This window comes from Pectobacterium sp. A5351, from assembly GCF_028335745.1.
In the GTDB taxonomy this organism is placed as follows: domain Bacteria; phylum Pseudomonadota; class Gammaproteobacteria; order Enterobacterales; family Enterobacteriaceae; genus Pectobacterium.
This window is the reverse complement of record NZ_CP116477.1, coordinates 3,713,024-3,725,461: the sequence shown is the minus strand read 5'-3', so window position 1 is coordinate 3,725,461 and position 12,438 is coordinate 3,713,024. Positions and strand designations below refer to the sequence as shown.

The following is a 12,438-nucleotide window of genomic DNA, read 5'->3' as shown; positions in this document are numbered from 1 at the left end:
AATCACGTTGGGATAGGTGTCGTTTAGGTGTTATTGCCCGCCATTGTGTAGGGAAATGTCCCCATTTTTGCGGCGAGCGCGGCATCATATCGGGCGTTTGGAATGGACACAACATGGGGAAGACAGAATAGTTTGATCGTACGAGGGATAAAGGTCATTTTTTTTCATCTTCCCCCCTTGATGATAGAAATGTTGGCCCCATCTTATTTCCAACCGAAACAGTTTGACCTGCCGCGAAGGCGTGTGTCGGGCCGTTACATCGGTGGTTAGCATGACAATGAAACGTGTGCTGCTGATGAAAACGAGGGTATGTTGTTGGAAAACGAGAAATCTTGTTGAAAAATGACATTTCGCCCGCACAGTAGGTTTAACCACCACACCGAATATGACTTTTTAGTGGAGATGTTTAGATGGGTAAGATTATTGGTATCGACCTGGGTACAACCAACTCTTGTGTCGCGATTATGGACGGTACGCAGGTAAAAGTACTGGAAAATAGCGAAGGCGATCGCACCACGCCTTCAATTATTGCTTATACGCAAGATGGCGAAACTCTGGTTGGCCAACCGGCTAAACGTCAGGCAGTGACCAACCCGAAAAATACCCTGTTTGCTATTAAGCGTCTGATTGGTCGTCGTTTCAAAGACGAAGAAGTTCAGCGCGATGCCAACATCATGCCGTACAAAATTATCGCGGCAGATAATGGCGATGCATGGCTGGAAGTGAAAGATCAGAAGATGGCTCCGCCGCAGATTTCGGCTGAAGTGCTGAAAAAAATGAAGAAAACGGCAGAAGACTATTTGGGTGAGACGATCACCGAAGCGGTTATCACCGTACCAGCTTACTTCAACGATGCGCAGCGTCAGGCAACCAAAGATGCTGGCCGTATCGCGGGCCTGGAAGTAAAACGTATCATCAACGAACCGACAGCGGCAGCGTTGGCTTATGGTTTGGATAAAGAAGTCGGCAACCGTACTATCGCGGTTTACGACCTGGGCGGCGGTACGTTCGATATTTCCATCATCGAAATCGACGAAGTTGATGGCGAAAAAACCTTTGAAGTGCTGGCGACCAACGGTGATACCCACCTGGGTGGTGAAGACTTCGATAGCCGCATGATCAACTATCTGGTTGATGAATTTAAGAAAGAGCAAGGTTTCGACCTGCGCAATGACCCGCTGGCGATGCAACGTCTGAAAGAAGCGGCAGAGAAAGCCAAGATTGAGCTGTCTTCTGCTCAGCAAACCGACGTTAACCTGCCATACATCACGGCGGATGCGACGGGTCCTAAGCACCTGAACATCAAAGTAACTCGTGCGAAACTGGAATCACTGGTAGAAGAGCTGGTAAACCGTTCTCTGGAGCCGCTGAAAGTGGCGTTGCAGGATGCTGGCCTGTCCGTTTCTGAAATTCAGGACGTGATTCTGGTTGGTGGTCAGACGCGTATGCCTCTGGTGCAGAAGAAAGTCGCTGACTTCTTCGGTAAAGAGCCGCGTAAAGACGTGAACCCGGATGAAGCGGTTGCTATCGGTGCTGCGGTTCAGGGCGGTGTTCTGTCTGGTGACGTGAAAGACGTTCTGCTGCTGGACGTTACCCCGCTGTCTCTGGGTATCGAAACCATGGGCGGCGTGATGACTGCGCTGATCGCCAAGAACACCACGATCCCGACTAAACACAGTCAGGTGTTCTCAACGGCGGAAGACAACCAGTCTGCGGTAACGATTCATGTTCTGCAGGGTGAGCGTAAGCGTGCGCACGATAACAAATCGCTGGGTCAGTTTAACCTGGATGGTATTCAGGCTGCACCGCGCGGTATGCCGCAAATCGAAGTCACTTTCGACATCGACGCCGACGGTATCCTGCACGTTTCCGCGAAAGACAAAAACAGCGGTCGCGAGCAGAAAATCACTATCAAGGCATCTTCTGGTCTGAACGAAGAAGAAATCCAGAAAATGGTACGTGACGCGGAAGCGAATGCTGAAGCTGACCGTAAGTTTGAAGAGCTGGTTCAGGTACGTAACCAGGGCGATCACCTGCTGCACAGCACGCGTAAGCAACTGGAAGAAGCGGGCGATAAACTGGCCGCTGACGATAAAGCTGCCATTGACGACGCACTGAAAGCGCTGGAAAGCGCACTGAAAGGCGAAGACAAAGCAGAAATCGAAGCGAAAATGCAGGCGCTGGTTCAGGTTTCCGGCAAGCTGCTGGAAGCGTCTCAACCACAGCAAGGTCCTGAAGGTGCCGCTGATGATGCCTCTGCTCGTCGCGACGACGATGTCGTTGATGCTGAGTTTGAAGAAGTAAAAGATAAAAAGTAATCGCCCTTGAGCGGGCGCAGTAGCAGCCACAAGGCTATTGCTGGCAATCAGCACGGGCGTCGAGGAAACTCTGCGCCCGTGCACGCATGTTGAGGGCAGGAAAAGAAATGGCGAAGCAAGATTATTACGAAAGCCTGGGCGTTTCGAAAAGCGCGGATGAGCGCGAAATAAAGAAAGCCTACAAGCGTCTGGCGATGAAGTACCACCCCGATCGTAATCCGGGTGATAGCGAGGCAGAAGCCAAGTTCAAAGAGATCAAAGAAGCCTACGAGATCCTTACCGACTCGCAAAAACGCGCTGCCTACGATCAGTACGGCCACGCGGCGTTTGAGCAAGGTGGTATGGGCGGAGGCGGAGGCGGCGGTGGCTTTGGCGGCGGCGGTGCCGATTTTGGTGATATTTTTGGCGACGTGTTCGGGGACATTTTTGGCGGTGGCCGCCGTCAGCGTGCGAGTCGTGGCTCCGATTTACGCTACAACATGGAGTTGACGCTGGAAGAAGCGGTACGTGGCGTCACCAAAGAGATCCGAATTCCCGCGCTGGAAGAGTGTGATGTGTGCCACGGCAGCGGTGCGAAGCCGGGTAGCTCCCCGATCACCTGTCCGACCTGTCATGGTAATGGTCAGGTTCAGATGCGTCAGGGCTTTTTTACCGTACAGCAGGCGTGTCCACACTGTCATGGGCGCGGTAAGATCATTAAAGATCCGTGCGTCAAATGCCACGGTCATGGCCGCGTAGAGAAGAGCAAAACGCTGTCGGTGAAAATTCCGGCGGGCGTGGATACAGGCGACCGTATTCGCTTATCCGGTGAAGGTGAAGCGGGCGAGCACGGCGCGCCGTCAGGGGATTTGTACGTTCAGGTGCAGGTTAAAGCGCATCCGATCTTCCAGCGTGAAGAAAATAACCTGTACTGTGAAGTGCCGATCAATTTTGCGATGGCGGCATTAGGCGGCGAAATTGAAGTCCCGACGTTGGATGGCCGGGTGAAGCTGAAAGTGCCTGCGGAAACGCAAACCGGCAAACTGTTCCGTATGCGTGGTAAAGGTGTGAAATCGGTACGTGGCGGTGCACAGGGCGATCTGCTGTGCCGTGTGGTTGTGGAAACGCCGGTGAACCTGAACGAGCGTCAGAGACAGCTACTGCAAGAACTCGATGAGAGTTTCGGCGGCCCGTCTGGTGAAAGAAACAGCCCGCGTTCGAAAAGCTTTTTCGATGGCGTGAAGAAATTCTTCGACGATTTGACCCGCTAATGGCTTATCGTTAACGCGTAATCAAAAAGACCGGTGGGGTAAACCTGCCGGTTTTTTTATGACAGCCATCCTTGTTCGTCACCCCGCGCCGTTGCTGCACAACGTTGAAAAGCGCTCCCGACGTTTTTTATATCTCGCTTTAAAACTCCCCACTTAACAAATCGGTTTTTACGAGTTTTATGCCAGTTTTAATCTGCTTTTAACGAGTGGTTAGATTGCGTAATCTTGCTGGCAAGAAAGCGGGCGTACGATATTAACGTTCGTGTCTGATGGGAGAGTAAGTCAATGATAACAATGATTCGCCGTTTTATCGGATTGGATGCGGCGGCTGGCATGATGTTGATGGTGGCAACGGTTTTCGCGCTCGCGTTTGCCAACTGGTCTGTTACCGCCGCTGGCTATCAACAGTTCCTGATGATGCCAGTGGAAATGCGCTTTGGTGCACTGGAAATTAATAAAAATCTGCTGCTGTGGATTAACGATGGCCTGATGGCGATTTTCTTTCTGCTGATTGGTCTGGAAGTGAAACGCGAGCTGGTTGAAGGCTCGTTAGCCAGCCGTCAACAGGTAATGTTGCCACTGGCGGCGGCGGTAGGCGGAATGATTTTTCCCGCCTTGCTCTTTCTGCTTTTCAACGCAAAGGATGAGGTAACGCGCGCTGGTTGGGCTATTCCCGCTGCGACGGATATTGCGTTCGCCATTGGTGTGCTGACGCTATTGGGCAAACGCGTGCCCGCAGGATTAAAAGTCTTCCTGCTGGCACTGGCGATCATTGACGATCTGGGGGCGATCCTGATCATTGCCCTGTTTTATACGCAACAGATCTTCTGGCCTGCGCTGGGCGGCGCGGTGTTGGCGGTTGCAGCGCTGGCCTATTTGAATAGGCAACAGGTCAGGAAAACATCCGCCTATTTACTGGTGGGGATGGTCCTGTGGGTCTGCATCCTGAAATGTGGCGTTCATGCGACGCTGGCTGGGGTAATCGTCGGATTCTTTATTCCCTTGCGTACGTCCGATGGGGAAACGTCTCCGGCAACCACGCTGGAACACGGTTTACAAACATGGGTCGCGTTTCTGATTATTCCGCTGTTTGCCTTCGCTAACGCAGGCATTGTGTTACAGGGAATTGTGCTGGAAAAACTGTTCTCCCCTTTGAGTCTGGGTATCGCCGCCGGGCTGCTGATTGGTAAACCGCTGGGTATTACCTTGCTCAGTTGGCTAACCATCCGGCTGGGCTACGCGCGTCTGCCTGCTGGCGTTGGCTTTAGCCAGATTGTGGCGGTGTCCGTGCTGTGTGGTATCGGTTTTACCATGTCAATATTCATTACGCTGCTGGCCTTTTCCGGCGGCGATGCGGAATTGATTACCTATGCCAAGCTGGGAATCTTGCTGGCATCGGGGCTGGCGGCGCTGCTCGGCTATCTGGCACTGCGTGGGGTGTTGCCTACGCTGGACAAGGCGGTGCAGCCGTGTAAGGGTTGAGGCTATGCCGGAGGCGCGAAGAGGGGGCGAGTGTGTCTCATTTGAATTTTAATCATCTCTATTATTTCTGGCAGGTTTATAAGTCGGGTTCCGTTGCTGGTGCGGCAGAGACGCTGTTCTTAACGCCGCAGACCATTACCGGGCAGATTAAATGCCTGGAAGAGCGTCTGCAAGGCAAGCTTTTCAAGCGCAAGGGACGGGGGCTGGAACCGACAGAGCTGGGGCAGCTTGTTTTTCGCTATGCGGATAGCATGTTCCAGCTTAGCCAGGAAATGTTGGATATTGTGAACTACCGCAAAGAATCGAACCTGTTATTCGATGTCGGTGTGGCCGACGCGTTGTCCAAACGACTGGTGAGCAGGGTGCTGGAAACGGTCGTGACGGAACAGGAGCATATCCATTTGCGCTGTTTTGAGTCGACGCACGAAATGCTGCTGGAGCAGTTGAGTCAGCATAAGCTGGATATGATTTTGTCGGACTGTCCGGTGGATTCGACGCAGCAGGAAGGGCTATTTTCAATCAAGCTGGGCGAGTGTGGCGTAAGCTTTTACTGTAAACGTCCGCAGCCTGAGCTGCCTTTTCCCGCCTGCCTTGAACAGCGTAAGTTACTGATTCCCGGGCGACGAACCATGCTAGGACGTAAACTGCTGAACTGGTTTACTGCGCAGAATATTCAGACGACTATTTTGGGCGAATTTGATGATGCAGCGCTGATGACGGCGTTCGGCATTAACAATGACGCGATTTTCGTTGCGCCATCGCTGTATGCCAATGAAATCTACCAGCAAGGCGATGTCGTCGAAATCGGCAGGATCGAGAACATTCAGGACGAGTATTATGCGATCTTTGCGGCCAGAATGATCCAGCACCCGGCGGTGCAGCGCGTATGCAACGCGGATTTCTCGGCGCTCTTCAGTGATACTACAGACACAAAAAAACCGGCCTGAGCCGGTTTTTTCTTAGCAACAACACGCAAGTGCGTGATTATTGCATGGCGTTGATGCGCGCAACCAGATTGGATTTATGACGTGCAGCTTTGTTCTTGTGGATCAGGCCTTTACCAGCTTGGCGATCCACGATCGGTTGCATGTCATTAAACGCTTTCTGTGCCGCTTCTTTATCGCCAGTCGCGATCGCCGCGTATACTTTCTTGATGAAAGTACGCATCATAGAGCGACGGCTTGCGTTATGCTTACGGCGCTTCTCAGATTGTACGGCGCGTTTCTTAGCTGATTTGATATTAGCCAAGGTCCAACTCCCAAATATATTCAATCGAGGACAATTCAAAGGCCGTGGAATATGCTCGTTTAGCCTTCGTTTGTCAATGGATTTGTGCAAATAAGCGTCGTTTGTACGTCGACACTTGTTACGTTGTGATGGCGCAGGATTTTAGCAGCTTCACGCGGTGGAATACAGCCTTTCGCATCATAAATTCATCCTGAATGTGATAAAACCCTGTCTGCCATCGGTAAAGTCGGATTGTGCAGGGCATCGGCTATCTGGATATTCTGCGTCTGGGCGTTATCCATCGAGGATTCCGCTAAAAAACGTGCAAATACTGGCACGATTTACAGGGTGGCTGCAAAAGGCGCGAATCGCGGGTTAACCTTACTCGCTGTACAAGGTATAATCCGCCGATTTCCATAATATTAACCCTTTGTTCTGGGCCAGCCATGCAGCTAATTCGCGGTATACACAATCTTCGGGCACACCATTACGGCTGTGTGCTCACTATTGGTAATTTTGACGGCGTGCACCTCGGACACCAAATGCTGCTTGAACGACTGAAGCAGGAAGGGCGCGCTCGTGGGCTGCCGGTGATGGTGATGATTTTTGAACCACAGCCGCTGGAACTCTTCGCGGCGGAAAAAGCGCCTGCCCGTTTGACGCGTCTGCGTGACAAGGTGAAATATCTGGCGCAGGCTGGCGTGGACTATCTGCTGTGCGTCAGATTCGACGCGCATTTTGCCGCCAACGATGCCGAGACGTTTGTTTCTTCTCTGCTGGTGAAGAAATTGGGCGTGAAGTTTCTGGTGGTGGGGGATGACTTCCGCTTCGGGGCTGGTCGTCAGGGAGATTTCCTGTTATTACAGAAGGCTGGACGTGAGTCGGGATTTGATGTCATCAGCACCGATTCGTTCTGTAATGGCGGTAAACGGGTTAGCAGCACTGCCGTGCGGGAAGCGCTCAGTCGCGATGAACTCGAGCTGGCGGAAAGCCTGCTGGGTCACCCTTACTGCATTTCCGGACGCGTGGAACATGGCAAAGAATTGGGGCGAACCATTGGGTTCCCTACCGCCAACCTGCCGCTGAAACGTCAGGTTTCCCCTGTTAGCGGCGTGTATGCCGTCAGCGTTTATGGGCTGGGGCAAGAACCGCTGCCGGGCGTTGCCAATATTGGCACGCGTCCAACCGTAAACGGTGACAAACGCCAGCAGCTTGAAGTGCATTTGCTGGACGTGACGATGAACCTTTATGGTCGTCATATTGAAGTCGTACTGCGTAAAAAGATCCGTAATGAACAGCGTTTTGCTTCGCTCGATGCGTTAAAACAGCAAATCGCCGATGATGTGGTGACAGCCCGGACGTTCTTCGGGTTAACGACACCGGTTTAATTTTTCTAGCCGAAACGAAATCGAGAATCTAATGAGTGACTATAAGACTACCCTGAACTTGCCGGAAACAGGGTTCCCGATGCGTGGCGATCTGGCCAAGCGCGAACCTGACATGCTGAAACGTTGGTATGAACAGGATCTGTACGGGATTATTCGCAATGCGAAGAAAGGAAAGAAGACCTTCATTCTGCACGATGGCCCTCCGTACGCGAACGGCAGTATTCACATTGGTCACTCAGTTAACAAGATTCTGAAAGATATTATCGTTAAATCGAAGGGCCTGTCTGGCTACGATTCTCCTTATGTGCCGGGCTGGGACTGCCACGGTCTGCCGATTGAGCTGAAAGTAGAGCAGCTGGTCGGCAAGCCGGGTGAAAAAATCAGCGCGTCTGAATTCCGCGCTGAGTGTCGCAAATATGCAGCAGAGCAGGTTGCCGGTCAAAAAGCCGACTTTATTCGTCTTGGCGTGCTGGGCGACTGGGATCGTCCTTACCTGACGATGGATTTCAAAACCGAAGCGAACATCATTCGTGCGTTGGGACGCATTATTGAAAACGGTCACCTGCACAAAGGGGCCAAGCCGGTTCACTGGTGTGTAGACTGCGGTTCTTCACTGGCAGAAGCAGAAGTTGAATACTACGACAAAACCTCTCCATCCATTGATGTCGCGTTTAACGCCAGCGATGTGCCCGCGGTATTAGCCAAGTTTGGTGTGAGTAGCGTAGATGGCCCTGTTTCACTGGTGATCTGGACAACGACGCCGTGGACGCTGCCAGCAAACCGTGCGATCTCACTGAATGCGGAATTCGATTATCAGTTGGTGCAGATTGACGGTCAGGCGCTGATTCTGGCAGCCGATCTGGTTGAAAGCGTGATGAAGCGCGTCGGCGTGACGCAGTGGATCGTTCTGGGCGACTGTAAAGGCGCGGATCTTGAACTGCTGCGTTTCAAACATCCGTTCCTGGGCTTCGACGTACCGGCCATTCTGGGCGAGCATGTGACGCTGGATGCGGGTACCGGTGCGGTGCATACCGCTGGTGGTCACGGTCCTGACGACTATGTGATCAGCCAGAAATACAATCTGGAAATCGCTAATCCGGTTGGACCGAACGGTTGCTACCTGAGCGGTACGTATCCTGAACTGGACGGCAAATTCGTTTTCAAAGCCAACGATCTGATCGTTGAAATCCTGCGTGAAAAAGGCATGTTGCTGCACGTAGAGAAATTACAGCACAGCTACCCGTGCTGCTGGCGTCATAAGTCGCCGATCATTTTCCGTGCCACGCCACAATGGTTTGTCAGCATGGATCAGAAAGGCCTGCGTAAGCAGTCACTGTCTGAAATCAAAGGCGTGCAGTGGATCCCAGATTGGGGTCAGGCGCGTATCGAAGCGATGGTCGCCAACCGTCCTGACTGGTGTATCTCCCGTCAGCGTACCTGGGGCGTGCCGATGTCTCTGTTCGTTCATAAAGAGACGGAAGAACTGCATCCGCGCACTGCTGAGCTGATTGAAGCCGTGGCGAAACGTGTTGAAGCCGACGGCATTCAGGCATGGTGGGATCTCGATCCGGCTGAGGTGCTGGGTGATGATGCTGAGAACTATGTCAAAGTGCCTGATACCTTGGACGTGTGGTTCGATTCTGGTTCTACACATTCATCGGTGGTTGATGTTCGTCCTGAGTTTCACGGTAATGCGGCAGACATGTATCTGGAAGGCTCTGATCAGCATCGTGGCTGGTTTATGTCTTCTCTCATGATCTCCACGGCGATGAAAGGCAAAGCGCCTTATCGTCAGGTACTGACCCACGGTTTCACCGTTGATGGTCAGGGCCGTAAGATGTCTAAGTCGATCGGTAATACGGTTAGCCCGCAGGATGTGATGAACAAGCTGGGTGCTGACATTCTGCGCCTGTGGATCGGTTCAACGGATTACTCTGGTGAAATCGCCGTGTCCGATGAGATCCTGAAGCGCTCTGCTGATGCTTATCGCCGTATTCGTAACACCGCGCGTTTCCTGTTAGCGAACCTGAATGGGTTTGATCCACAGAAAGATTGTGTGAAACCAGAAGACATGGTTGTGCTGGATCGCTGGGCGGTTGGCTGTGCGAAAGCCGCGCAGGAAGAGATCCTTGAAGCGTATGAAAGCTATGATTTCCACCGCGTCGTTCAACGCCTGATGCAGTTCTGCTCGATCGAGATGGGTTCATTCTATCTGGATATCATTAAAGATCGTCAGTACACGGCAAAAAGCGATAGCGTTGCACGTCGTAGTTGCCAGACTGCGCTATACCATATCTCAGAAGCGCTGGTGCGTTGGATGGCACCGATCATGTCCTTCACAGCAGATGAGATTTGGAACTACCTGCCGGGAGAGCGTGCGCAGTACGTGTTTACCGAAGAATGGTATGACGGTCTGTTCTCGCTGGATAGCGCAGAAACCATGAACGATGCGTTCTGGGCGGATGTCCTGAAAGTGCGTAGCGAAGTGAACAAAGTCATCGAGCAAGCGCGTAATGACAAGCGCATCGGTGGATCGCTGGAAGCCTCCGTTACGCTGTACGCCGATGCCAATCTGGTGGGCAAGCTGAGCCAGTTGCGTCAGGAACTGCATTTCGCGCTGTTGACGTCAAAAGCGCGGGTAGAACGTTATGAAAATGCGCCGGATAGCGCGCAGGCAACGGAACTCACCGGACTGAAAATTGCCTTAAGTGAGGCAGAAGGGCACAAGTGTCCACGCTGCTGGCATTACGAGACGGATATCGGTAGCAATGCCGATCATCCTGAAGTGTGTGGTCGCTGTGCGACTAACGTGGGTGGTAACGGCGAAGAGCGTAAATTTGTCTGATGAATAAGATCTGTTCGAGTGGACTGCGCTGGCTCTGGCTGGCAATACTGGTTTTAGCTATAGATGTTAGTAGTAAACAGTTGATCCTCGCCTACTTTGCGCTGGGAGATACGGTGCCGGTAATGCCTTCTTTGAATCTGCATTACGCCCGTAACTACGGTGCAGCATTCAGCTTCCTGGCAGATAAAGGCGGTTGGCAACGCTGGTTCTTTGCTGGTATCGCGATTGCCATCGTGGTTGTGCTGTTGGTGATGATGTACCGTGGTAGCGTCAAACACTGGCTGAATAACATTGCGTATTCGCTGATTATCGGCGGCGCATTGGGCAATCTGTTTGATCGGACATGGCATGGCTTTGTCGTCGATTTCATCGACTTCTATGTCGGTGACTGGCACTTCGCCACGTTTAACCTTGCCGATACCGCCATCTGCATTGGGGCGGCGCTCATCGTACTGGAAGGGTTTTTCAGTACGCATGATGATACTGATACCGCTAAGCAAAAGGGTCACTGATGTCCGAGACTGTGCAGCACAGCAGCGCGCTGCTGGTGCATTTTATTCTCACGCTGGAGGATGGCTCCACGGCCGAGTCTACGCGTGAGCGCGGCAAGCCAGCGCTGTTCCGCCTTGGCGATAGCAGCCTGTCTGACGCGTTGGAACAACATCTGTTGGGATTGAAGCGTGGTGATAAACGCAAGTTTACGCTGCCGCCGGAGTCGGCCTTTGGGCCGACCAATCCGAACCTGATCCAGTTCTTCCTGCGTCGTGATTTCGCTCAGACCGGCGTGCCGGATGTGGGTACCATCATGCTGTTCAGTGGTGTTGCCGGAAATGATATGCCGGGGATTATCCGCGATGTGACCGAAGAGTCCGTCACCGTGGATTTCAACCATCCTCTATCCGGCCAGGCGATAACCTTCGATCTCGAAGTGCTGGATATCGATCCCGTACAACAGGAGGTAGCACATGCAGATCCTGCTGGCTAATCCACGCGGCTTTTGTGCCGGTGTCGATCGTGCTATCAGCATTGTGGAGCGCGCGCTGGAGCTGTTTGGTACGCCGATCTACGTCCGTCATGAAGTGGTGCATAACCGCTATGTGGTTAACGGATTACGCGAACGTGGCGCGATTTTTATTGAGCAGATTGAAGACGTGCCGGACGGCGCGATTCTGATTTTCTCGGCACATGGCGTTTCGCAAGCGGTACGTAATGAAGCAAAAAGCCGTGACCTGACGGTATTCGATGCCACCTGTCCACTGGTAACCAAAGTGCATATGGAAGTGGCCAGAGCCAGTAAGAAAGGCGTGGAGGCGATTCTTATTGGGCATGCCGGACACCCTGAAGTTGAGGGGACGATGGGTCAGTACAGCAATGTGGATGGTGGCATGTATCTGGTGGAATCCCCTAAGGATGTCTGGCAGCTACAGGTAAAAGATGAAAGCAATCTGTGCTTTATGACGCAAACCACGCTTTCAGTTGATGATACCTATGCGGTGATTGACGCGTTGCGTGGGCGTTTCCCGCAGATTGTCGGGCCGCGTAAAGATGATATCTGTTATGCCACGACCAATCGTCAAGAAGCGGTTCGCCATTTATCGGATAAGGCGGATGTCGTGTTTGTTGTGGGCTCTAAAAATTCCTCAAACTCTAACCGTCTTGCTGAATTGGCACAGAGAGCGGGGAAAGCAGCTTATCTGATTGATTCAGCGGAAGATATCCAAGAGGCATGGGTAGAAGGTGCTTCGCATGTTGGGGTAACCGCAGGCGCATCTGCACCGGATATTCTGGTACAACAGGTGATTCAGCGCCTGAAAGCATTGGGCGGCAAGGTTGCTGTTGAAATGCAGGGACGTGAAGAAAACATCGTCTTTGAAGTGCCGAAAGAGCTGCGTGTTGAAGTCAAACAGGTAGATTAATGCTGTATCTGT

The 12,438-nt window shown here is 52.4% G+C and carries 10 protein-coding genes; 9 read left to right on the top strand and 1 reads right to left on the bottom strand.

Going from position 1 to position 12,438, the window contains the following annotated elements; translation table 11 throughout:
* The first annotated feature begins 410 nt into the window (after positions 1-410).
* From dnaK to nhaR, 4 genes are all read left to right on the top strand, one after another.
* Positions 411-2,318: a molecular chaperone DnaK gene (gene dnaK / locus O1Q74_RS17110; RefSeq protein WP_271874784.1), complete on the top strand. Its 1,908-nt coding sequence runs from the start codon at positions 411-413 to the stop codon at positions 2,316-2,318.
* Positions 2,319-2,425: 107 nt separating this feature from the next.
* Entirely contained in the window at positions 2,426-3,568 is a 1,143-nt protein-coding gene (dnaJ, locus tag O1Q74_RS17105) for a molecular chaperone DnaJ (protein ID WP_271874783.1), read from the top strand.
* Positions 3,569-3,853: 285 nt separating this feature from the next.
* A complete protein-coding gene (gene nhaA, locus O1Q74_RS17100) occupies positions 3,854-5,050 on the top strand; it encodes a Na+/H+ antiporter NhaA (protein WP_271874782.1) in 1,197 nt (398 codons plus the stop codon).
* Positions 5,051-5,082: 32 nt separating this feature from the next.
* Positions 5,083-5,997: a transcriptional activator NhaR gene (gene nhaR, locus O1Q74_RS17095; RefSeq protein WP_271874781.1), complete on the top strand. Its 915-nt coding sequence runs from the start codon at positions 5,083-5,085 to the stop codon at positions 5,995-5,997.
* A 37-nt stretch (positions 5,998-6,034) separates the two neighbouring features.
* Here nhaR and rpsT read toward each other — a convergent pair whose 3' ends face one another.
* Entirely contained in the window at positions 6,035-6,298 is a 264-nt protein-coding gene (rpsT, locus tag O1Q74_RS17090) for a 30S ribosomal protein S20 (RefSeq protein WP_010681770.1), read from the bottom strand.
* Positions 6,299-6,723: 425 nt separating this feature from the next.
* Between rpsT and ribF the strand changes: the two genes are divergently transcribed.
* From ribF to ispH, 5 genes are read left to right on the top strand one after another with little or no spacing between them, the layout of a single operon-like run.
* Positions 6,724-7,665, top strand: coding sequence for a bifunctional riboflavin kinase/FAD synthetase (gene ribF / locus O1Q74_RS17085; RefSeq protein ID WP_271874780.1), 942 nt, complete (start codon positions 6,724-6,726; stop codon positions 7,663-7,665).
* A gap of 31 nt (positions 7,666-7,696) precedes the next feature.
* Complete coding sequence (ileS, locus tag O1Q74_RS17080) at positions 7,697-10,510, top strand: isoleucine--tRNA ligase (RefSeq protein ID WP_271874779.1); 2,814 nt, start codon at positions 7,697-7,699, stop codon at positions 10,508-10,510.
* The gene (gene lspA, locus O1Q74_RS17075) at positions 10,507-11,022 is read left to right on the top strand and encodes a signal peptidase II (RefSeq protein ID WP_271878974.1); all 516 of its coding nucleotides are present in this window, start codon (positions 10,507-10,509) and stop codon (positions 11,020-11,022) included. Before ileS ends, lspA begins: the two co-directional genes overlap by 4 nt.
* The gene (gene fkpB / locus O1Q74_RS17070; protein WP_271874778.1) at positions 11,022-11,495 is read left to right on the top strand and encodes an FKBP-type peptidyl-prolyl cis-trans isomerase; all 474 of its coding nucleotides are present in this window, start codon (positions 11,022-11,024) and stop codon (positions 11,493-11,495) included. The genes lspA and fkpB overlap by 1 nt, the downstream gene beginning before the upstream one ends.
* On the top strand, positions 11,476-12,426 hold the full coding sequence (gene ispH / locus O1Q74_RS17065; protein ID WP_271874777.1) for a 4-hydroxy-3-methylbut-2-enyl diphosphate reductase: 951 nt from the start codon (positions 11,476-11,478) through the stop codon (positions 12,424-12,426). The genes fkpB and ispH overlap by 20 nt, the downstream gene beginning before the upstream one ends.
* The last annotated feature ends 12 nt before the right edge of the window (positions 12,427-12,438 follow it).

Coding starts and splice junctions, on each gene's coding strand:
- dnaK (WP_271874784.1), top strand. CDS start 411: ATGGGTAAGATTATTGGTATCGACCTGGGTACAACCAACTCTTGTGTC.
- dnaJ (WP_271874783.1), top strand. CDS start 2,426: ATGGCGAAGCAAGATTATTACGAAAGCCTGGGCGTTTCGAAAAGCGCG.
- nhaA (WP_271874782.1), top strand. CDS start 3,854: ATGATAACAATGATTCGCCGTTTTATCGGATTGGATGCGGCGGCTGGC.
- ribF (WP_271874780.1), top strand. CDS start 6,724: ATGCAGCTAATTCGCGGTATACACAATCTTCGGGCACACCATTACGGC.
- ileS (WP_271874779.1), top strand. CDS start 7,697: ATGAGTGACTATAAGACTACCCTGAACTTGCCGGAAACAGGGTTCCCG.
- fkpB (WP_271874778.1), top strand. CDS start 11,022: ATGTCCGAGACTGTGCAGCACAGCAGCGCGCTGCTGGTGCATTTTATT.
- ispH (WP_271874777.1), top strand. CDS start 11,476: ATGCAGATCCTGCTGGCTAATCCACGCGGCTTTTGTGCCGGTGTCGAT.